We start from the raw sequence: 21,792 nt of genomic DNA on the forward strand, positions 1-21,792 counted from the left end.
TGGATGTCCGAGGCCGAACGTAGACTCGACCCGTGGCAGCAGACTCCTTCGTTCACCTTCACGTGCACAGCGAGTATTCGATGCTCGACGGCGCGGCCCGCATCGGCCCGATGGTCCAAGAGGCCGTCAAACAGGGCATGCCGGCCATCGCCGTCACCGACCACGGCAACACCTTCGCCGCGTACGAGTTCTACAAGACCGCGAAAGATGCGGGCATCAAGCCGATCATCGGTATCGAGGCCTACGTCACGCCCGGGACACACCGTTCCGACAAGACGCGTGTGCGCTGGGGGACGCCCGAGCAGCAGAGCGACGACGTGTCGGGTTCGGGTGCGTACACGCACATGACCCTGCTGTCCGAGACGACGCAGGGAATGCACAACCTGTTCCGCCTCTCGTCGAAGGCGAGCATGGAGGGCTACTACTTCAAGCCCCGCATGGACCGCGAGCTCCTGCAGACCTACAGCAAGGGCCTCATCGCCACGACCGGATGCCCCTCCGGGGAGGTGCAGACGCGCCTGCGTCTCGGCCAGTACGAGGCTGCTCGCGCGGCGGCCGCCGAGTTCCAGGACATCTTCGGCAAAGACAACTATTTCGCCGAGATCATGGACCACGGCCTCTCTATCGAGCGCCGTGTCATGGGCGATCTGCTGAAGCTGTCGAAAGACCTCGGCATCCCTCTCCTCGGCACGAACGACCTCCACTACACGCACCAGCACGACGCGACGAGCCACGCCGCCCTGCTCTGCGTGCAGTCGGGCTCGACGCTCGACGACCCGAAGCGCTTCAAGTTCGACGGCGACGGCTATTACGTCAAGTCGCCCGCCGAGATGCGCCAGGTGTTCCGCGACCACCCCGAGGCGTGCGACAACACCCTGCTGATCGCCGAGCGGTGCGACGTCGCCTTCGACACCTCGGCCAACTACATGCCGCGCTTCCCGGTGCCCGACGGTGAGACCGAGGGCAGCTGGATGATCAAAGAGGTCGAGAACGGGCTGCACGACAGGTACCCCGGCGGCATCCCGGATGCCGTGCGCAAGCAGGCCGAGTATGAGACCGACGTCATCCTGCAGATGGGGTTCCCCGGTTACTTCCTCGTCGTCGCCGACTTCATCAACTGGGCGAAGGATCACGGGATCCGCGTCGGCCCCGGCCGCGGCTCGGGCGCCGGTTCGATGGTCGCGTACGCGATGAAGATCACCGACCTCGATCCTCTCCAGCACGGACTCATCTTCGAGCGCTTCCTCAACCCCGACCGCGTCTCGATGCCCGACTTCGACGTCGACTTCGACGACCGTCGTCGCGGCGAGGTCATCCAGTACGTCACCGAGAAGTACGGCGACGAGCGCGTCGCCCAGATCGTGACCTACGGCACGATCAAGGCCAAGCAGGCCCTGAAGGACGCGGGCCGCGTGCTCGGCTTCCCGTTCAGCATGGGCGACCGTCTCACCAAGGCCATGCCCCCCGCGGTGATGGGCAAGGACATGCCGCTCGACGGCATGTTCAACCCCGAGCACCCGCGCTACAAAGAGGCGAGCGAGTTCCGCACCCTCATCGAGACCGACGCCGAGGCGAAGACCGTGTTCGACACGGCCCTGGGGCTCGAGAACCTGAAGCGCCAGTGGGGAGTTCACGCGGCCGGCGTCATCATGTCGAGCGAGCCGCTGATCGACATCATCCCGATCATGCGCCGCGAGCAGGACGGCCAGATCGTCACGCAGTTCGACTATCCGGCGTGCGAGTCCCTCGGCCTGATCAAGATGGACTTCCTGGGGCTTCGAAACCTCACGATCATCAACGACGCCCTCGACAACATCGAGGCCAACCGCGGTCACCCCCTCGTTCTCGAAGACCTCGAGCTCGACGACGCCGCCTCGTACGAGCTGCTCGCGCGCGGAGACACCCTCGGCGTGTTCCAGCTCGACGGCGGGCCGATGCGATCGCTGCTCCGCCTCATGCGCCCCGACAACTTCGAGGACATCTCCGCGGTGCTCGCCCTGTACCGTCCGGGCCCGATGGGCGTGAACTCGCACATCAACTACGCGTTGCGAAAGAACAAGCAGCAGGAGATCGAGCCGATCCACCCCGAGCTCGAAGAGCCTCTGGCCGACATCCTCGACACCACCTACGGCCTCATCGTCTACCAGGAGCAGGTGATGGCGGTCGCCCAGCGCGTCGCCGGCTACACGCTCGGTCAGGCCGACCTGCTTCGCCGTGCGATGGGCAAGAAGAAGAAGAGCGAGCTCGACAAGCAGAAAGAGACGTTCTTCGGCGGCATGACCGAGCGCGGCTTCGGCGAGGTCGCGCAGCAGACGCTGTGGAAGGTGCTCGAGTCGTTCGCCGACTACGCCTTCAACAAGGCGCACACCGCCGCCTACGGTCTGGTGTCGTATTGGACCGCGTACCTCAAGGCCCACTATCCCGCCGAGTACATGGCCGCCCTGCTCACCAGCGTCGGCGACTCGAAGGACAAGATGGCGGTGTATCTCAACGAGTGTCGCCGCATGGGTATCAAGGTGCTCCCGCCCGACGTCAACGAGTCGATCCGCTTCTTCGCGGCCGTCGGAGAAGACATCCGCTTCGGTCTCGGTGCGGTCCGCAACGTCGGAACGAACGTCGTCGACGGCATCGTGTCGGCCCGCCAGGATGCCAAGTACGTGTCGTTCCACGACTTCCTGTCGAAGGTCCCGATGCACGTGGCCAACAAGCGCACCGTGGAATCCCTCATCAAGGCGGGCGCTTTCGACTCCCTCGGGTCCACCCGCCGCGCCCTCGTCGAGATCCATGAGGACGCTTGCGAGGGGGCCGTTCTCGACAAACGCCGCGAGGCGAACGGCGAGGTGGGCTTCGACTTCGACTCACTGTGGGATGAACCGCAGCAGGTGGAGAAAGTTCCCGAACGGCCGGAGTGGACCAAGAAGGACAAGCTCGCGTTCGAACGCGAGATGCTGGGACTCTATGTCTCCGATCACCCTCTGGCAGGCCTCGAGGTCCCTCTCGCCAAGCACGCCTCGACCTCGATCCACGACCTGCTGGCCTCGGAGGACGTCCAGGACGGCGATCAGGTCACGGTCGCGGGCCTGCTGACCAGCGTCCAGCACCGCGTCGCGAAGCAGAGCGGCAACCCCTACGGCATGGTGACCGTCGAGGACTTCAACGGCGAGGTGACCGTGATGTTCATGGGGAAGACCTACGCAGAGTTCGCGCCGATCCTGCAGGGAGACTCGATCCTCGTCGTCCGCGGCCGGGTCTCGCGCCGCGACGACGGTCTGAACCTGCACGCGCAGAGCGCTTTCGCCCCCGACCTCGAGGGCCTCGACGACGCGGGTGGACTCACCCTCGTCGTTCCGGAGCAACGCGCCAACGAGGCACTCGTCGGCGAGCTCGCGCAGATGCTGCGCCGGCATTCCGGCTCGACCGAGGTCGTTCTCAAGCTGCACAAAGGCGGCACCGCCAAGGTCTTCGAAGTGCCCATGCCCGTCCGCGTGACCGCTGACCTGTTCGGCGAGCTCAAAGGCCTTCTCGGCCCGAACTGCCTCGGCTGACCGACGCGCCTCCGCGGCGCGCTGCAACCCCAGCGGATGCTGGGGACCCCCTGGTTAGGATGACCGGGCGCTTGCCGCCCTCCGAAAGGACCACCGTGACCGACCCGACCCCCCACGACGGCTTCACGCCCACCGACCCCGACCGGCTCGACGGCCCCCGCGCCGACGAGCGCGCATCCTCCGAGCCGATCGGCGCCCGCCGACACGGCTCCGGCGTCTCCGACGACGACGCGAACGACACCGACGGCCACGACACCGGTGCCCTGGATGCCGGCTCCCGCGGGGCCTCCGTCCCCGCCGCCGCGCACGCGAACGCCCACACCGGTAGTCGCCCCCAGGTCGACGGTCACGCCGACCGCCCGAACTACGGTGTCGGTCCGTTCTCGATCCGCGAGGTCTCGCTCCTCGGCATCTGGGTCGTGGCGTTCTTCGTCTCGTTCTTCCGCACCAACATCCTCGAATCCGGCTCGAGCGTCCTCGTCGGGGGTGCGAACGTCTGGCTCTCGGGTCTGTGGTGGATCCCCGCCATCGCGCTTCCCACCGTCGCGGTCGGTCTCCTCGCGCTTCGACGTCTCTCGCCCCAGGGCATCCGTCGTGTCGGTTCCCTCGGCATCGACCAGTTCGCCTCCGTCGCCTTCTCGATCTCGGCCCTCGTGTGGGTCGCGTGGGTGTGGGACACGGTCGCGGTCTTCGACTCGAACGGCGTGTGGACACGCTCGTGGGTCATCTGGGTCGAGGCCGTTCTGCTCCTCGCGGGCGTCGTCCTGACGGTGTTCGCGCCGTTCATCCCGCCTTTCTCGGGAGACTTCCGCGGTCGAGAAGAGATCCCCGCCCACCGCAACGCGCGACCGATCCGTCCGGTCGTCGCACGCCCTCGCACGCCGCGCACGCCCAAGGTCGCGACCGCGGCGCAGGCCTCGGCCGCCACGGCTGACGCCCGCCCGCACGGCGGGGCGGAGGCCGACGTCCAGGTCCCGGGTAGCTACACCGGCTCGACCGACCTGTCGCACGACCCGGCTCCGGCGACGAGCGTCCTTCCCGCACACGCCGACGACAACGACACCGATGTGTTCGCTTCGCTGCGGACCGATGACGACGACCGTGCAGACGACCGCGACGATCACTCCCGCTGGGTCGCTCCCGCGGGTGGCGAGTCGACCTCCGAACAGCGCGCTGCCCACGACGACCACCCGCACGCGCAGGCGTTCTGGGCTCTCGCTCCCGAGCAGCGCGAGATCGTCGACGACTACGGCACGCCGATCTTCCACATCGGCCCCACCGCGTGGGCACTCGTCATCGAGGACCGCGGCGAGACGTTCGTCGTGCGCCACGACGACGGCCGTATCGGCTACCTGCACGACGTCTCCGGCGTCACCCGCGGCTGAGCGGAGCCTGCGAGCCGCCCGCCCCGCGCGAGGCGGCTCGCGGGCGCCGGTAGCCTGGGACGCATGCTCCGCACGATCGATCTCCGCGGCCGGGTGCTGTCTCCGGCCGAGCTCCTCGCCGTCGTCCCGCGGGCCGACGCCGCGCGCGACGAGGCCCTCGCCACCGCCGCCCGCCTGGTCGACGACGTCGCCCGGCGTGGCGAAGAAGCACTCCGCGAGCAAGCAGCCCGTTTCGACCGGGTGAGCGATCACGCCCTGCGCGTTCCCACCGACCACCTCGACGAGGCGCTGCGAGACCTCGATCCCGGCATCCGGGCCGCTCTGGACGAGGCCATCGTCCGCGTGCGCACCGCCTCGGCGGCGCAGGTGCCCGCTCCCGTCGTCACCGAACTCGGTGTCGGAGCCCGCGTCACGCAGCGCTGGCAGCCGGTGCGCCGCGTGGGGCTGTACGTCCCGGGCGGAAAGGCCGTCTATCCCTCGAGCGTCGTCATGAACGTCGTGCCCGCGCAGGTCGCGGGAGTGCGCGAGGTGGCGCTCGCCTCGCCTCCGCAGGCCGCGTTCGGCGGGCGGATCCACCCCGTGATCCTCGCCGCGGCCAAGCTCCTCGGCGTCACCGAGGTGTACGCCATGGGCGGCGCCGGGGCGATCGGCGCTTTCGCCCACGGCGTCGGTGAGATCGGGCTCGACCCCGTCGATGTCGTCACCGGCCCGGGTAACAACTTCGTGGCCTCCGCCAAGCGCGCCGTCGCGGGTCGGGTCGGCACCGATTCCGAGGCCGGGGCGACCGAGATCCTCGTCGTCGCCGACGACAGCGCGGTGCCCGCCCTCGTGGCCGCCGACCTGGTCAGTCAGGCCGAACACGACGAACAGGCTTCGGCCGTGCTGGTCACCGCTTCCGCTGATCTGGCCGAGGCCGTGCGCGCAGCCCTGCCCGAGCGTGTCGCCGCCACCCGTCACACCGAGCGTGTGACCGCGGCGTTCCACGGGCCGCAATCGGCCGTCGTGCTGGTCGACGATCTCGCGCAGGCGACGGCGTTCAGCAACGCCTACGCCCCCGAGCACCTCGAGCTGCACCTGTCCGACCCGCGTCCCGAAGATTTCGTGAACGCGGGCGCCGTCTTCGTCGGCCCCTACACCCCGGTCAGCCTCGGGGATTACCTCGCCGGCAGCAACCACGTGCTGCCGACCGGGGGACAGGCGCGGTACGGTGCCGGCTTGTCGGCCGCGACGTTCCTCCGCCCGCAGCAGGTCGTCGAGTACGACCGCGACGCGCTCGCCCGCGTGCGCGACGCCATCGTGACCCTGGCCGAGGCCGAGGCGCTGCCGGCGCACGGCGAGGCCGTGACCGCGCGGTTCGACGCGTAGTCTGGCGGCGTCATGCACTGCCCCTTTTGCCGCAATCCGGACTCCCGCGTCATCGACTCGCGCACGAGCGACGACGGCCTCAGCATCCGCCGGCGTCGTCAGTGCCCGAAATGCGGGGGCCGCTTCTCGACGGTCGAGACCGCGAGCCTGAACGTCATCAAGCGTTCCGGTGTCGTGGAACCGTTCAGCCGCGAGAAGGTCATGTCGGGTGTCCGCAAGGCGTGCCAGGGTCGGCCGGTGACCGATGCCGACCTCGCGGTGCTCGCCCAGCAGGTGGAAGAGAACATCCGCCAGACCGGGTCGTCGCAGATCGAGGCGAACGAGATCGGCCTGTCGATCCTCGGACCCCTCCGCGAACTCGACGAGGTCGCCTACCTCCGCTTCGCGAGCGTGTACCAGGCGTTCGATTCCCTCGACGACTTCGACGCGGCGATCGCGCAGCTGCGTGCCGATCATGCCGACCGCCCGGCCGGACGGATCGGCGAGGACGACACGGTCCAGTAATCTGGCGGGGATGTATCCCCTTCTCTTCCGCACGGTCCTGACCCGCCTCGACCCCGAGTTCGCGCACCATCTCGGCGCTCTCGTGATCCGTGTCGCGGGCGTGGAGCCGGTGGCATCCCTGGTCCGGCGTTTCACGGCGCCCTCGCCCGCGCAGAAGGTGCACGCGCTCGGCCTCGAGTTCGACTCGCCGTTCGGCGTCGCCGCGGGCTTCGACAAGAACGTCACGATGGTCGGCGGCCTCGGGGCTCTCGGCTTCGGCCACGTCGAGGTGGGCACGGTCACGGCGCTCGCGCAGCCGGGCAACCCCAAGCCCCGCCTGTTCCGCCTCGTCGCCGACCGCGCGGTGATCAACCGCATGGGGTTCAACAATGACGGTGCCGCCGCGGCTGCCGCGAAACTGCGTCGCCTTCGTCGCTCGCGTCGGCGCCCGGTCATCGGCGTCAACATAGGCAAGAGTCGCGTGGTCGCTGTCGAGGACGCCACGACCGACTACGTCCGCAGCGCGCGGCTGCTGGCCCCCCTCGCCGACTACCTGGTCGTCAACGTCTCGTCGCCGAACACGCCCGGTCTGCGGGGTCTGCAAGCGGTCGAGACGCTGCGTCCGCTCCTGACCGAGGTTCGGGATGCCGCGGGCGACACGCCCTTGCTCGTGAAGATCGCTCCGGATCTGGACGACGCCGAGGTGCAGGACATCGCGCGCCTCGCCGTCGGCGCAGGACTCGCGGGAATCATCGCCACGAACACGACCATCGCCCGCTCGAATCTGTCGACCGACGCGGCCGAGGTCGAGGCGATGGGTGCGGGCGGTCTGTCGGGCGCCCCGCTGAAGGCGCGCGCCGCCGAGGTTCTCCGTCTGGTGCGCTCGGCCGTACCGGAGGATTTCGTCGTGATCTCAGCCGGGGGAGTCGAGACCGCCGACGACGTGCGCGAACGTCTCGCCGCCGGCGCCACGCTCGTGCAGGGGTACACCGGGTTCCTCTACCGCGGCCCGCTGTGGGCCCGGCAGATCAACCGCGGCCTCGCCCGCGCACGCTGACGATCTGTGGCGGTGCGCACCGAGCGATGATGTGCGTCGCACCCCGCTGAGCGACGGCTACGCGGCGGCCCGCCGCTCCGACCTGAGCGCGGCTCGACGGTTCGAGTGTGCGAGAAGCGCCGTCCGCTCGGCGTGTTCCGCACACTCGACCACACAGAGAAACGGCGCACCCGAGGGCGCGCCGTTCTGTCGGATCCGAGACGATCAGACGGGATACTGTCCGCGCTTGACCTGAGCCTTGGGCAGGCGCATGAAGCGCATCTGCACGGTGCGCATCGCGGCGTACCAGCCCAGACCCTTCTCGAGTCGGCCCTCGCCGAACTTCTCTTTCGCGGCCCGCTTGATGCGGATAGACGTGATGATCATGTCGCCGATGACGAAGAGGATGAAGATCCACAGCGCCACGAACGACCAGTACTGGAAGAACGAGACGGGGATGAGCGTCGCCACGATGACGAGGATCATGAACGGCATGACGCCCTCGCCCAGGTGCCACCCCGCGTCGACGAAGTCGCGGGCGAATCGGCGCTGCGGGCCGCGGTCACGGGCGGGGAGGTACTTCTCTTCGCCGGCGGCCATGCCGATGCGGGCTTTCTCGCGCTGGGCGGCGAGCTCGGCGCGGGCGCGTGCCTTGGCTTCTTTCGTGTCGGGCACGAGCGGGCGCTTGCGTGCGGCCTCCTGCTCGGCGCGAGACGGGGTCGCGCGCCCCTTGCCCGAACCGAGCTCCGTCGGCTCGACGGGAGTGTCGTTGGGTGCGGGTGCGGGGGACTTGGCCACGGGAAACCTCGGTGCTTCGCTGATCGGGAGATTTAAGATTACCCGCATGACCCTCGACCTGTCCCGGCAGGACGCTGTGCAAAAAGCAGCGGACGCCGGCATCCCCTCCGCCCTCGCCGATCTCGGCTCCCTCGTGCGCATCCCCTCGATCGCGTGGCCGGCCTTCGACCAGTCCGCGCTCGTGAAGAGCGCCGACGCCGTGGCCGCCCTCCTCCAGGGCACCGGCGTCTTCGACTCCGTCGAGATCAAGCGCGCCGCGATCCCCGGAACCGACGAGGTCGGCCAGCCCGCCGTGCTCGCCACGCGCGCGGCCCGCAACGGTCGCCCCACCGTGCTCCTCTACGCGCACCACGACGTGCAGCCTCCCGGCGACGAGGAACTCTGGGACTCCCCGCCGTTCGAGCCCACCGTCCGCGACGGGCGTCTGTACGGTCGCGGAGCCGCCGATGACAAGGCCGGCGTCATGGCCCATGTCGGAGCCATCCGCGCGGTCTCCGAGGTTCTCGGCGACGACCTCGACCTCGGTATCGCGGTTTTCATCGAAGGTGAGGAAGAGTACGGCTCGCGCTCCTTCGGACAGTTCCTCGCCGACAACGCCGAGGTACTGCGTTCCGACGTCATCGTCGTGGCCGATTCCGGCAACTGGGACGAGCGGACCCCCGGCCTGACGGTCTCGCTGCGCGGCAACGCCCGTTTCACCCTGACCGTCCGCACCCTCGACCACGCCTCCCATTCCGGCATGATGGGCGGAGCGGTCCCGGATGCCATGCTCGCCACGGTCAAACTGCTCGCGACCCTGTGGGGCGACGACGGGGCCGTCGCCGTCGACGGCCTCGCCGTGCGCGACGCCGAGACGCCCGCCTACGACGAGGCGACGCTCCGTGCGGAGTCCGGTCTCCTCGAGGGGGTGAGCCCGATCGGGCGCGACTCGATCCTCAGCCGCATCTGGAACAAGCCGTCCATCACGATCACCGGATGGGATGCCACCCCGGTCGAGGCGGCATCCAACACCCTCTCCCCGCAGACGAGCGTCGTCATCAGCGCGCGCGTGGCTCCCGGGCAGGACGCCCGCGAGGCCTTCGCCGCCGTCGAGGCTCATCTGCGCGCTCACGCCCCGTTCGGAGCGCAGCTGGAGTTCACGGACGTCGACTGCGGGGACTCCTTCCTCGTCGACACGAGCGGTTGGGCCGTCGAGGAGGCGCGGGCGTCGTTCGCCGACGGGTACGGCGTCGACTCGGTCGACGTGGGCATCGGCGGGTCGATCCCGTTCATCTCCGACCTCGTCCGGGAGTTCCCCGCGGCGCAGATCCTGGTGACGGGTGTCGAAGACCCGCACGCCCGCGCACACAGCCCGAACGAGTCCCTCCACCTCGAGACCTTCCGCAACGCGCTGGTCTCGGAAGCCCTGCTGCTCGCCCGCCTCAACGCGCGCACACAGTGATCGAGGCCGCGGGGGCGGGACGGGCGTAGACTCGTCTCGTCCCCGCGACCGAACAACCCGAAGGGCATCGCCATGACCGACACCACACTGTCGTCCTCCGCCGAGACCCGCGAGCACGGCGTCGGCCTGACCGCGGCCGCCTCCGACAAGGTGAAGAGCCTGCTCACGCAGGAGGGCCGCGACGATCTGCGCCTGCGCGTCGCCGTTCAGCCCGGCGGCTGCTCCGGCCTGATCTACCAGCTGTACTTCGACGAGCGTTACCTCGACGGTGACAAGGTCGTCGACTTCGACGGCGTCGAGGTCATCGTCGACGACATGAGCGTGCCGTACCTCGATGGTGCCAACATCGACTTCAAGGACACGATCTCGGAGCAGGGCTTCACGATCGACAACCCCAACGCGCAGGGATCCTGCGCCTGTGGAGACAGCTTCCACTGACCCCCCCGACGCCGTTCTCCGGCGCCGAATCGAGAGCCCCCGGAACCCCGGATCACACCGCGGAAACCGGGGGTTCTCGATGTCTCGGCACTGGACGAATGGCCTGAGAACGGTGAGAGGTTGCTCTAGACTGTCAGAGCAACATCCACGACCCGGAAAGGTGCATTGTGCCCTCCAAACGTCGCCTTCGCTGGGCAGCGCTTCCCCTCGGGATCGCATCCGTCGCGGTCCTCTCCGGCTGCACCACGACCCAGCTTCACGGCTTCCTGCCCGGCTTCGTCGACGATGGCACGCCCGCCACGAACCACACCGACATGGTCGCCGGTCTGTGGGTCAACTCGTGGATCGTGCTTCTCGCCGTGGGTGTCGTCACCTGGGGCCTCATGCTGTGGTCGGTCATCGCGTACCGCCGTCGCAAGGGCCAGTCCGGTCTCCCGGTGCAGCTGCGCTACAACATGCCGGTCGAGATCTTCTACACGGTCGTGCCGCTGATCCTCGTCGTGGGTTTCTTCGCTTTCACGGCGCGTGACCAGAACACGCTCGAGACGCAGTACGAGAACCCCGACGTCTCGATCACCGCCTACGGCAAGCAGTGGGCGTGGGACTTCCAGTACAACGGCACGAAGGAAGACAACTCCGACGCCGTGTACTCCATGGGTGTGCAGGCCAAGGCCACGTCCGACGGTTACGACCTGCAGGACGTCCCGACGCTGTACCTGCCGGTGAACAAGACCGTGAAGATCGACCTCCGCTCGCGCGACGTCATCCACTCGTTCTGGATCATCGACTTCCTCTACAAGAAAGACATGTACATCGGTCGCGACAACGAGTGGTCGTTCACGCCCACCCGTGAAGGCACGTACGAGGGCAAGTGCGCGGAGCTCTGCGGTGAGTACCACTCCGCCATGCTCTTCAACGTCAAGGTCGTCAGCGAAGACGAGTACAACGACTACCTCGACTCGCTGCGCCGCGCCGGCGACGTGGGTGACATCAGCGACCTGTCGCGTCTGCAGAACCTGACGACGGCCGGTACCGAAGGGAACGAGTGATCATGGCCACGACGCTTCCGCTCCAGGGGACGGGCCCTTCGCGCCCGACGACTCTCCCGCCGCGTCAAGCCGCACTGCTCAGCACGACGCGTGTCGAGCAGAAGGGCAACCTGGTCGTCAAGTGGATCACCTCCACCGACCACAAGACCATCGGGTACATGTACCTGATCGCCTCCGTCATGTTCTTCATGCTCGGCGGCGTCATGGCGCTGATCATCCGTGCTGAGCTGTTCGAGCCCGGCATGCAGATCATCCCGACCAAAGAGCAGTACAACCAGCTGTTCACCATGCACGGCACGATCATGCTGCTCATGTTCGCGACGCCGCTGTTCGCCGGCTTCGCCAATGCGCTGCTGCCGTTGCAGATCGGAGCGCCCGATGTGGCGTTCCCGCGTCTGAACGCGTTCGCCTTCTGGCTGTTCCTCTTCGGCTCGACCATCGCCGTCTCCGGCTTCCTCACCCCGCAGGGTGCGGCGGGCTTCGGGTGGTTCGCCTACCAGCCGCTCGCCAATGCGAGCTTCTCGCCGGGCGTCGGCGGAAACCTCTGGATGCTCGGTCTCGGCATCAGCGGTTTCGGCACGATCCTCGGTGCGGTGAACTTCATCACCACCGTGCTCACCATGCGGGCTCCCGGTATGACCATGTGGCGCATGCCGATCTTCTCGTGGAACACGCTCATCACGAGCATCCTGATCCTGCTCGCGTTCCCCGTCCTCGCCGCCGCGATCTTCGCCGCCGCTGCCGACCGCGTGCTCGGTGCCCACATCTATAGCCCCGAGAACGGTGGCGTGCTCCTCTGGCAGCACCTCTTCTGGTTCTTCGGTCACCCCGAGGTGTACATCATCGCGCTGCCGTTCTTCGGCATCGTTTCCGAGATCTTCCCGGTCTTCAGCCGTAAGCCGATCTTCGGGTACAAGACCCTCGTGTACGCGACCATCGCGATCGCCGCGCTCTCGGTCGCGGTGTGGGCGCACCACATGTACGTCACCGGCGGTGTGCTGCTTCCGTTCTTCGCCCTCATGACGATGCTCATCGCGGTCCCGACCGGCGTGAAGATCTTCAACTGGATCGGAACGCTCTGGCGAGGTTCGGTCACGTTCGAGACGCCCATGGTCTTCGCTCTCGGCTTCCTCGTGTCGTTCGTCTTCGGTGGTCTGACCGGCGTCATCCTGGCGTCGCCCCCGCTCGACTTCCACCTGTCCGACTCGTACTTCGTCGTGGCGCACTTCCACTACGTCGTCTTCGGCACCGTGGTGTTCGCGATGTTCGCCGGCTTCTACTTCTGGTGGCCCAAGTGGACCGGCAAGATGCTCAACGAGCGTCTCGGCATGGTGCACTTCTGGATGCTGTTCGTCGGCTTCCACATGACCTTCCTCATCCAGCACTGGTTGGGTGTCGACGGCATGGTCCGCCGCTACGCCGACTACGCGGCCGCCGACGGATGGACCTGGGAGAACCAACTCTCCACCGTGGGTTCGATGATCCTCGGCGCGTCGATGATCCCGTTCCTCCTGAACGTTTGGATCACCGCGCGCAAGGCACCGCGTGTCACGGTCGACGACCCGTGGGGCTACGGAGCATCGCTCGAGTGGGCCACCTCGTGCCCGCCGCCGCGACACAACTTCACGTCGATCCCGCGTATCCGCAGCGAGCGTCCCGCCTTCGACCTGAACCACCCCGAGGCCGGGATCCCGGTCGGTGTGGGACCGGCGAAGGACGCTCCTGAGGCGCCCGTGGTCGACTCTGCGGCCGGAGAGGTCAAGTAAGAATGCGTACCAACGTCGGACTCTGGTGGCTGCTCGCGGTCTTCGCCTTCCTCATCGCGGGCGTCTACACGGTGTGGAGCCTCCTCCAGCACGGTGGCGTCGAGTGGGTCGGCACGGTCGCCCTCGCGTTCCTCGGGCTCATGTCATCCATGATCGCGTTCTACATCGGACGCGTTCTCAAGGCGCAGTCCGGTGATCTCCCCGAGGACTCGTTGACGGCTGACATCGACGACGGTGATCCCGAAATGGGCGAGTTCAGTCCGTGGTCGTGGTGGCCCATCGTGCTCGCGGCGTCCGCTGCGATCGCGGTGATCGGCCTCGCCGTCGGCAGCTGGCTCGTCCCCGTCGGTTTCGCGGTCTTCGTCATCGCGATCGTCGGCTGGGTGTACGAGTACTACCGCGGGTACTTCGCGCGCTGATCCTGTGCCCATCCGGCTGAACGCTGCCGCCGTCTCCGACGCCGGCTCCCACCGTCCCACCAACCAGGACGCCGCTTTCGCGGCGTCCTGGGGTGCGGCGGTGGCCGATGGCGTTGGGGGAGGCCCTTCGGGGGACCTCGCCTCCGCCGCTCTTTTGCATCGTCTCGTCGCCACTCGCGGGAGCGGAATGGATGCCGACGGCTTGCTCGTCCGCATTCGTGAGGCGAACTGGGACATCCGGGCCCACGTGGAGCGGGACCCCGCCCTGCAGGGCATGGCGACGACGTTCACCGGCATCTTCCTGAGCGTGGGCGGCGAGCTGCTCCTCGCTCATACGGGGGATTCTCGGGCCTACCTGCTCCGCGACGGCGAGTTCACGCGCGAGACGCGGGACGACTCCTACGTCCAAGCGCTGGTCGACCACGGGATCATTCCTCCCGAAGCCGCTCAAGCGCATCCGCGTCGAAACATCATCACGGCCTCGCTCGGCGGCGCGGAGGGCGATGTCGTCTCCGTCGCCGAGCGCCCACCGGTGACCGGTGATCGTTGGGTCCTGTGCAGCGACGGCCTGACAGACTACGTTCCCGAGTCGGACGTCGCGCGCCTCGTCGCCGAGGCCGCAGATCCTCGCTCGGCCGCCGCGGCGGCTGTCGCGCTGGCGTTGGAGGCGGGAACTCGCGACAACGTCACGGTCGTCGTGTGCGACGTCGTCGACGACGACGAGACGGCAGGGAGCGACCCCGTGTTCTTCGGCTCCGCCGCGCGGTGGTTCGCCGAGGACGTCGAGACAGCCTGAGGCGTTCGGCCTCAGCGCGTGCGGTGTCGGATCGGGGTTCCCGGGTCAGCTCTGACGTGATGCGCGGGCGAATTCGTCCATGGCCTCCTGCGACAGCTGTGCGCTGCGCGGCCCCCCGTGTCCGTCTTCTTCGACGATTTCGAGGCGCGACCCCGGCCAGGCGCGATGGAGCTCCCACGCGGTGAGGGCCGGCCCGCTGATATCGCGCCGTCCGTGGATGAGAACGCCGGGGATGCCGGCGAGCTGCGTCGCACGAGCGAGAACGGCCGCCTCGCCGGGCAGGAAGCAGTCTCGGGCCCAGTAATGGGAGACGAGGGTGGCGAAGTTCAGACGGTGCCGTTCGTCGTCGTGCAGCGGACCGGGAGTCGACAGCGGCCCCAGGGACATGTGCGTCGCCTCCCATTCGTCCCATTGGTCAGCCGCTACCTGGCGCATGTGCGGGTCGGCGTCGGTCAGGAGCCGCGCGTATCCCTCGATCGTCCGCTCCTGCGGGAGGAGGAGTGAGCGGAGGCGCTCGTGTGCTTCGGGGAACACCGGGCCGATACCGTCGGTGATCCAATCGATCTCCCAGCGCCCTCCGGTCGTGACGGCGAAGTTGACGATCTCCGTGACGCGGTCCGGATGCTGGAGCGCGTAGGCGAGCGCCAGGGTGGAGCCCCACGACACTCCGTGCAGGAGCCAGCGTTCGATACCCAGATGCACCCGTACGGCCTCGATATCGGCGAGGAGGGCGTCCATGGTCTGGTGCTCCAGGGTCGAGAGGTCGTCGGCGGCCCAGGGCTCGCTTCGCCCGCAACCGCGTTGGTCGATCCCGACGATGAGATGAAGGTCGGGGTCGAAGCGCCGGCGGTACCCGCCTTTGCCGAGTCCGCCGCCGGGACCGCCGTGCAGATACAGGGCCGGTCGACCCTGTGGGTTTCCCGAGGTCTCCCAGTACAGTCGGGCGCCGTCGGGCCTCTCCACGAATCCAGAGGCGAACGGGTCGAGCGCGGGGTGCTGCATCCCGGCAGCCTAACGGCATCCCGCGCGGCGATCGACCGTCAGGGACGTACGACCATCACCGTGGGGTCGAAGATGCGCTCGCACGGACCCTCGTCGTTCTCGAACGGCTGGCCCTCGCGCACCCAGTACTCGTACCCGCCGATCATCTCGCGCACGTCGTACCCGAGACGGGCGAAGGCGAGCGCCGCCTTCTGGCCGGCGTTGCACCCGGGGCTCCAGCAGTACACCACGACCGGCATACCGGCTTCGATCTCTCGCGCAGCGCGCGCGTCGATCTGGCGGTAGGGCATGTGGACGGCGCCCGTGATGCGACCCTGAGTCCACGCCTCGTCGCCGCGGACATCGACGAGGACGAAGCGGTCCCCGTTCTTCTGGGCCGCGTAGACGTCGCTGGGGTCGGTCTCGAAGGCGAGCCGGCGGGAGAAGTAGTCCTGAGCGTCCGTCATGTGTCCCACGTTAGAGGCCGACCTGCGCGCGGGGGAGCGGGGTGGATGCCAGGTCTCGGTGCTTCTCTGCCAGACCCTGCCCGCGGGGACGGGCTCCCGTCCGTGGGCCCCTCCGCCCCGCGAGCGTTGACGTGGGGCGCGGAAACGCGAGAACCCCGGTGCCGAAGCACCGGGGTTCTCGTCGTCGGGCGATTACTCGCTCTTGTCACCCTGGGGGCGGTTGCGCTCTTCGAGCCCCTTGGGGGCCGGGAACTCCACCTCGGCACGCTCGCCTACCGCGTTGCGCGGACGGCCGTCCTCGTCGGCACGAGCGTTCGCGCCGGCGATCTCATCGGCCTCTTCGTGGTCGATGTGGTCGAGCTCGTGGTGCTGATGGGCGACCGCGGCGTCGATCTCGGCCTGCGTGAGCGGAGCGAGACGGTCCTCGAAGAACCAGCGCGACACGGATCCTCGGACGTTCTCGTACCAGGGGATCTCACCCTTGGAGTTGGGACGCACGACGAGCGGTTCGTAGGTCTCGTTGTCGATCAGCTTCCAGCGCTCGTACTCGTCGACGGGCTGGTGGACCTCGATGTACTCGCCGCCGGGCAGGCGGACGATGCGACCGGACTCGTAGCCGTGCAGGGCGATCTCGCGGTCCTTCTTCTGGAGCGCGATGCACATGCGCTTCGCGATGAAGTACGCGAGGATCGGCCCGACGATCAGCAGAGCCTGGAGGACGTGAATGACGCCCTCCATGGTGAGGTGGAAGTGCGTCGCGATGATGTCGGACGACGCAGCCGCCCACATGACGGCGTAGAAGGTCACGCCGGCGGCGCCGATCGCGGTGCGCGTGGCGGCGTTGCGCGGACGCTGCGCGATGTGGTGCTCACGCTTGTCGCCGGTCACCCAGGCCTCGATGAAGGGGTACACCAGCACGAGGACGATGAACAGACCCAGGACGCCCACCGGGATGATGATGTTCCACGAGAAGGTGTGGTCCCAGAGCACGAATTCGAGGTGCGGCGGGATCAAGCGGAGCATGCCGTCGGCGAAGCCGATGTACCAGTCGGGCTGCGTACCCGCCGACACCGGCGAGGGGTCGTACGGACCGTAGTTCCAGATGGGGTTGATCGTCACGAGAGCCGCGATCAGCACGATGACGCCGAACGTGATGAAGAAGAAGCCGCCCATCTTGGAGGCGTACACGGGGAGCATCGGATAGCCCACGACGTTGCTGTTCGTGCGGGCGGGCCCGGCGAACTGCGTGTGCTTGTTGATGATCATCAGCATGAGGTGCACGGCGAGGAGGGCCACGAGGATGGCCGGCAGCAGCAGGATGTGCAGCGTGTACAGGCGCCCCACGATCGCGGTGCCCGGGAACTCGCCCCCGAAGAGGAGGAAGGAGGTCCAGGTGCCGATGATCGGCAGGCCCTTGATCATGCCGTCGATGATGCGCAGACCGTTACCGGAGAGCAGGTCGTCGGGGAGCGAGTAGCCGGTGAAGCCCTCGGCCATCGCCAGGATGAAGAGGATGAAGCCGACGACCCAGTTGAGCTCGCGGGGCTTGCGGAACGCGCCCGTGAAGAACACGCGCAGCATGTGGACGCCGATACCGGCGACGAAGACCAGCGCGGCCCAGTGGTGGATCTGACGGACGAGCAGGCCGCCGCGCAGATCGAAGGAGATGTGCAGAGCCGATTCCATGGCCGCCGACATCGCGATGCCGCGCATCGGCTCGTACGCACCGTTGTAGTGCGTCTCGACCATCGAAGCCTGGAAGAAGAACGTCAGGAACGTACCGGAGAGCAGCACGACGACGAAGCTCCACAGCGCGATCTCGCCGAGCATGAACGACCAGTGGTCGGGGAAGACCTTGCGGCCGAGCTCCTTGACGATGCCCGACATGCTCGTGCGCTCGTCCATGTAGTTCGCGACGGAACCGACGAAGCGGCCACCGAGCGGCTTGCCGTCGCGCCCACTCGTCGCGGGAGGACCCGCGTGCACCGCGGGTTCAGTGGTGACGTTCTCGGTGGGATGGGTACCGATGCTCATGAGCGCTCCCAGAAGCTGGGGCCGACGGGCTCGTGGAAGTCACTCTGCGCGACGAGGTAGCCCTCGGCGTCGACGGTGATGGGGAGCTGCGGCAGGGGACGGGCGGCCGGGCCGAAGATGACGGCCGCACCGTTGGCGACGTCGAACTGCGACTGGTGGCAGGGGCACAGGAGGTGGTGGGTCTGCTGCTCGTAGAGCGCGACGGGGCAACCGACGTGGGTGCAGACCTTCGAGTACGCGACGATGCCGTCGTACGACCAGTCCAGGTTGTTGGTCTCGGGGTTGAGCTGCTCGGGCTGCATGCGCATGAGCAGGACGATCGCCTTGGCCTTCTCTTCGAGGTAGCCCTCGTCGTGACCGAGTCCCGCCAGCTCTTCCGGGATGACGTGGAAGGCGGAGCCCAGGGTGACGTCGGCGGCGCGGATCGGGCGACCCGAGGGGTCGTGCGTCAGGCGGGCGCCCTCTTTCCACATCGTGTGGCTGAGGAGCTTGACCGGGTCCTGATCCTGGGGGGCCAGACCGCGGAAGAGCGTGATGCCGGGGATGACCGAGGCGGCCAGGGCGGCGAACATCGAGTTGCGGATGATCTCGCGACGACCGAAGCCGGAGTCCTTATCGGCCTCGGCGAAGACGTTGACGGCACCCTCGCGGACCTCGTCACGACCACGGGTGGCGTGACGGTCTTCGATGTACTCCTTGTCGGACATGACCGACTTGCCCCAGTGGATGGTGCCGATGCCGATCGCCAGCAACGCGAAGGCGATGCCGAGTCCGATGAAGAGGTTGTTGTAGCGGATGTCGATCAGCGCGCCCGACTCGATCGGGAAGATCATGTAGGCGATGCTCGCCCAGATGCTCGCCGCGACCGAGAAGTAGAACAGGGTGTAGACCGTGCGAACCGCACGCTTCATCGCCTGCGGATCCTGGTCGGTCATGCGCTGACGGTGGCCGGGAAGGCCGGGGTTCTGTACGGCGTCGGGAACCGCGACGGCGAGCCCCGAGGTGGGCTTCCAGGAAGCCCTCTCGTGCTCGAGTGCGTCGTCCTCGTGTGCCATGGTGCTCCTCGTGCGTTTACGTAAGGTCGAAGACGACGGTCAGTTGGACTTCGCCGTGATCCACACGGTCAGGGCGATGAGCGCCCCGATACCGAAGATCCAGATGAAGAGACCCTCAGAGACCGGACCGAGTGAACCCAGGGCGTAGCCACCGGGGGAGTCGTTCTTCTGCAGGTACATCAGGTACGAGATGACGTCGCGCTTGTCTTCGGGGGTCAGGTTCAGGTCGTTGAACACCGGCATGTTCTGCGGGCCGGTGACCATGGCCGCGTAGATGTTGACCGGCGAAACCGTGTGCAGGTCGGGGGCGTACTTGCCCTCGGTCAGCGCTCCACCGGCGCCGGCCACGTTGTGGCACATGGCGCAGTTGATGCGGAAGAGCTCGGCGCCGTGCGACAGATCACCCTGGCCGTCGACGATGTCTTCGGAGGGGTAGCTCGGGCCGGGGGCCGAGGACTGGACGTACGCGGCGATGGCGTTGACCTGCTCCTCGGTGAACTGGACCGGCTTGACCGGTGCCTGCGGACCCTGGGCCTGCAGCGGCATGCGGCCGGTCGAGACCTGGAAGTGCACAGAGAGCTCGCCGACGCCGAAGAGCGACGGGCCCTGCTGGCTGCCCTGGAGGTCGAGACCGTGGCACGTGGCGCAGTTGGCCTGGAAGAGCTTCTGCCCTTCTTCGACCGCCGACGCCGAGTTCGCCTCGCTCGTGGGGGTGCTGGAGGTGGCGGCCATCGCGGCCGATGCGCCGGCGTAGACGCCTCCGGTCAGGAGGAGTCCGATGCCGATGAGCGCGGCGGCGGCCAGGGGGCTACGACGCCCGGACGCCCGACGAGTCTTCTTCTCGCGTGCCATGTGGAGTACTGCTCTCTTACTTGAGGAAGTAGATGACGAAGAACAGGGCGATCCAGACGACGTCGACGAAGTGCCAGTAGTACGACACGACGATCGAGGTGGTCATCTCTTTCCGACCGAAGTTCTTCACGGCGTATGCGCGACCGATCACGAGCAGGAAGGCGATGAGGCCACCCGTCACGTGCAGGGCGTGGAAGCCGGTGGTGATGTAGAAGGCCGAGGCGTAGGGGTTGGCGCTGATGGGCATGCCTTCGGCCACCAGGGTCGCGTACTCCCACACCTGGCCCGACACGAACACCGCGCCGAGGATGAAGGTGAGGTAGAACCACTCCACCATTCCCCACTTCAGGAAGCCGGTGGCCTTGCCGGTGCGGTACGGCTGGTACCGCTCCGCGGCGAAGACGCCCATCTGGCAGGTGACCGAGGACAGCACGAGGATGATCGTGTTGACGGTCGCGAAGGGAACGTTCAGCAGCTGCGTCTCTTCGGCCCACAGGGAGGCCGACGTGCTGCGGAGGGTGAAGTAGATCGCGAACAGGCCGGCGAAGAACATGACCTCGCTGCCGAGCCACACGATGGTGCCCACGGCGACCGGGTCGGGCCGCTTCACGGCACGCACAGCCTGGGAATACGTCGCTGAGGTCGTCACCGTTCCATTATGCGCGATGCCGGACCCCGATATTCCCATCCCGACCCTGCGATATTCCATCGTCGAGACTTAGGGAAGCCTCAGAATCTGCACATAACCCCCGGTACGGAGGCTGTTTCGCCGATGGGTTCCGGGCGCCGACGCGCGACACGCGTGTGGAAGGATCATGGCATGGCGGAACGTTTCACCTGGCCCGAGCTCCTCTCGTCGTTGCTGGCCGGCACCGACCTCAGCGTGTCGGAGTCCACGTGGGCCATGCGCAAGGTCATGGCGGGCGAGGCGACGCCCTCGCAGCTCGGCGGCTTCCTCATGGCGCTGCGGGCGAAGGGCGAGACGGTCGAGGAGATCGTCGGCTTCCGCGACGCGATCCTCGAAGCCGCCGTGCCGCTCCCGGTCCGCGCCGATGTCCTCGACATCGTCGGCACGGGCGGCGACCGCTACGGCACGGTGAACATCTCGACGATGGCGGCCGTGGTGGCCGCGGCATCCGGAGTTCCCGTCGTCAAACACGGCAACCGCGCTGCGAGCTCCTCCTCGGGCTCGTCGGACGTGCTGTCGTCGCTCGGGATCGGATTGACGCTCTCTCCCGAGAAGGTCGCCGAGATCCTCGACCGCACCGGCATCACCTTCGCCTTCGCCTCGGCCTTCCACCCGGGCTTCCGCCATGCCGCCGCCACGCGCTCGGAACTCGGCGTGCCGACGGTGTTCAACTTCCTCGGCCCGCTCTGCAACCCGGCGCGCGCCGAGGCCAATGCGGTGGGCGTCTCGCACCTCGATCGCGTTCCGCTCATCACGGGCGTCTTCCGCACGCGCGGGGCGACCGCTCTGGTGTTCCGCGGCGACGACGGCCTCGACGAGCTGACAACGACCGGCCACAGCAGGGTGTGGGAGATCAGCCGTGGCGATGTGCACGAGCACGATCTGGATCCGCGGGATCTCGGCATCCCTCTGGCGGACATGGACGACCTGCTCGGCGGGTCTCCCGATCACAACGCGGACGTGGTGCGGCGGGTGCTCGGGGGCGACCAGGGTGCCGTGCGCGACATCGTGCTGCTGAACGCCGCGGCGGGTCTCGTGTCGTTCCGCCTCTTCCAGGATGCCGCGCAGGTGCAGCGCCCGATCCTCGAGCGGCTGGCCGAGGCCATGGCCGACGCCGCGGCCGCGATCGACGACGGTCGCGCATCCGCGAAGCTTCATGCCTGGGTCGAGGCGTCGAAAGCGCTGTCGGAGTAG

19 protein-coding genes are annotated in these 21,792 nt (G+C 67.7%); 12 read left to right on the forward strand and 7 right to left on the reverse strand.

Annotated elements, in window-relative coordinates:
• The first annotated feature begins 80 nt into the window (after window positions 1-80).
• The 5 genes from dnaE to J2X55_RS08775 all read left to right on the forward strand — a co-directional run bounded on the left by dnaE (window position 81) and on the right by J2X55_RS08775 (window position 7,835).
• Window positions 81-3,545 carry a DNA polymerase III subunit alpha gene (gene dnaE / locus J2X55_RS08755; RefSeq protein ID WP_396653257.1) on the forward strand — a complete coding sequence of 1,155 codons (3,465 nt, stop codon included), beginning with the start codon at window positions 81-83 and terminating at the stop codon, window positions 3,543-3,545.
• Window positions 3,546-3,640: 95 nt separating this feature from the next.
• Window positions 3,641-4,930, forward strand: a complete 1,290-nt coding sequence (locus J2X55_RS08760) for a hypothetical protein (RefSeq protein ID WP_309822907.1) — start codon at window positions 3,641-3,643, stop codon at window positions 4,928-4,930.
• Window positions 4,931-4,993: 63 nt separating this feature from the next.
• On the forward strand, window positions 4,994-6,295 hold the full coding sequence (gene hisD / locus J2X55_RS08765) for a histidinol dehydrogenase (RefSeq protein WP_309822908.1): 1,302 nt from the start codon (window positions 4,994-4,996) through the stop codon (window positions 6,293-6,295).
• 12 nt (window positions 6,296-6,307) lie between these two features.
• The gene (nrdR, locus tag J2X55_RS08770; RefSeq protein WP_115920541.1) at window positions 6,308-6,799 is read left to right on the forward strand and encodes a transcriptional regulator NrdR; all 492 of its coding nucleotides are present in this window, start codon (window positions 6,308-6,310) and stop codon (window positions 6,797-6,799) included.
• A gap of 10 nt (window positions 6,800-6,809) precedes the next feature.
• Window positions 6,810-7,835 carry a quinone-dependent dihydroorotate dehydrogenase gene (locus tag J2X55_RS08775; RefSeq protein ID WP_309822909.1) on the forward strand — a complete coding sequence of 342 codons (1,026 nt, stop codon included), beginning with the start codon at window positions 6,810-6,812 and terminating at the stop codon, window positions 7,833-7,835.
• A gap of 204 nt (window positions 7,836-8,039) precedes the next feature.
• Here J2X55_RS08775 and J2X55_RS08780 read toward each other — a convergent pair whose 3' ends face one another.
• Complete coding sequence (locus J2X55_RS08780; protein WP_115920545.1) at window positions 8,040-8,612, reverse strand: DUF3043 domain-containing protein; 573 nt, start codon at window positions 8,610-8,612, stop codon at window positions 8,040-8,042.
• Between the two features lie 46 nt (window positions 8,613-8,658).
• On the opposite strand from J2X55_RS08780, the gene J2X55_RS08785 reads away from it, so the two are divergent.
• From J2X55_RS08785 to J2X55_RS08810, 6 genes are all read left to right on the forward strand, one after another.
• Window positions 8,659-10,053 carry a dipeptidase gene (locus J2X55_RS08785; RefSeq protein WP_309822910.1) on the forward strand — a complete coding sequence of 465 codons (1,395 nt, stop codon included), beginning with the start codon at window positions 8,659-8,661 and terminating at the stop codon, window positions 10,051-10,053.
• Between the two features lie 72 nt (window positions 10,054-10,125).
• The gene (gene erpA / locus J2X55_RS08790) at window positions 10,126-10,491 is read left to right on the forward strand and encodes an iron-sulfur cluster insertion protein ErpA (protein ID WP_115920549.1); all 366 of its coding nucleotides are present in this window, start codon (window positions 10,126-10,128) and stop codon (window positions 10,489-10,491) included.
• Window positions 10,492-10,658: 167 nt separating this feature from the next.
• A complete protein-coding gene (gene coxB / locus J2X55_RS08795; RefSeq protein WP_115920551.1) occupies window positions 10,659-11,540 on the forward strand; it encodes a cytochrome c oxidase subunit II in 882 nt (293 codons plus the stop codon).
• A gap of 2 nt (window positions 11,541-11,542) precedes the next feature.
• Window positions 11,543-13,306, forward strand: a complete 1,764-nt coding sequence (ctaD, locus tag J2X55_RS08800; RefSeq protein ID WP_115920729.1) for a cytochrome c oxidase subunit I — start codon at window positions 11,543-11,545, stop codon at window positions 13,304-13,306.
• A gap of 2 nt (window positions 13,307-13,308) precedes the next feature.
• Window positions 13,309-13,725, forward strand: a complete 417-nt coding sequence (locus J2X55_RS08805; RefSeq protein WP_115920553.1) for a cytochrome c oxidase subunit 4 — start codon at window positions 13,309-13,311, stop codon at window positions 13,723-13,725.
• Window positions 13,726-13,729: 4 nt separating this feature from the next.
• Entirely contained in the window at window positions 13,730-14,521 is a 792-nt protein-coding gene (locus J2X55_RS08810) for a protein phosphatase 2C domain-containing protein (protein ID WP_115920555.1), read from the forward strand.
• 45 nt (window positions 14,522-14,566) lie between these two features.
• Here the strand turns inward: J2X55_RS08810 and J2X55_RS08815 are convergent, their stop codons facing one another.
• From J2X55_RS08815 to J2X55_RS08840, 6 genes are all read right to left on the reverse strand, one after another.
• On the reverse strand, window positions 14,567-15,523 hold the full coding sequence (locus tag J2X55_RS08815; RefSeq protein WP_309822911.1) for an alpha/beta fold hydrolase: 957 nt from the start codon (window positions 15,521-15,523) through the stop codon (window positions 14,567-14,569).
• Window positions 15,524-15,561: 38 nt separating this feature from the next.
• A complete protein-coding gene (locus J2X55_RS08820; RefSeq protein ID WP_115920559.1) occupies window positions 15,562-15,969 on the reverse strand; it encodes a rhodanese-like domain-containing protein in 408 nt (135 codons plus the stop codon).
• A gap of 192 nt (window positions 15,970-16,161) precedes the next feature.
• Window positions 16,162-18,003, reverse strand: a complete 1,842-nt coding sequence (locus J2X55_RS08825; RefSeq protein ID WP_115920561.1) for a cytochrome bc complex cytochrome b subunit — start codon at window positions 18,001-18,003, stop codon at window positions 16,162-16,164.
• The gene (locus J2X55_RS08830; RefSeq protein ID WP_115920563.1) at window positions 18,000-19,058 is read right to left on the reverse strand and encodes a ubiquinol-cytochrome c reductase iron-sulfur subunit; all 1,059 of its coding nucleotides are present in this window, start codon (window positions 19,056-19,058) and stop codon (window positions 18,000-18,002) included. The genes J2X55_RS08825 and J2X55_RS08830 overlap by 4 nt, the downstream gene beginning before the upstream one ends.
• Window positions 19,059-19,097: 39 nt before the next feature.
• On the reverse strand, window positions 19,098-19,910 hold the full coding sequence (locus J2X55_RS08835) for a c-type cytochrome (RefSeq protein WP_115920565.1): 813 nt from the start codon (window positions 19,908-19,910) through the stop codon (window positions 19,098-19,100).
• A gap of 16 nt (window positions 19,911-19,926) precedes the next feature.
• Window positions 19,927-20,598, reverse strand: a complete 672-nt coding sequence (locus J2X55_RS08840) for a heme-copper oxidase subunit III (protein ID WP_115920567.1) — start codon at window positions 20,596-20,598, stop codon at window positions 19,927-19,929.
• A gap of 132 nt (window positions 20,599-20,730) precedes the next feature.
• On the opposite strand from J2X55_RS08840, the gene trpD reads away from it, so the two are divergent.
• Window positions 20,731-21,792 (forward strand): anthranilate phosphoribosyltransferase, encoded by a 1,062-nt coding sequence (gene trpD / locus J2X55_RS08845; RefSeq protein ID WP_309822912.1) that lies wholly within the window; start codon window positions 20,731-20,733, stop codon window positions 21,790-21,792.

It is taken from the genome of Microbacterium sp. 1154 (assembly GCF_031455375.1).
Classification (GTDB): domain Bacteria; phylum Actinomycetota; class Actinomycetes; order Actinomycetales; family Microbacteriaceae; genus Microbacterium.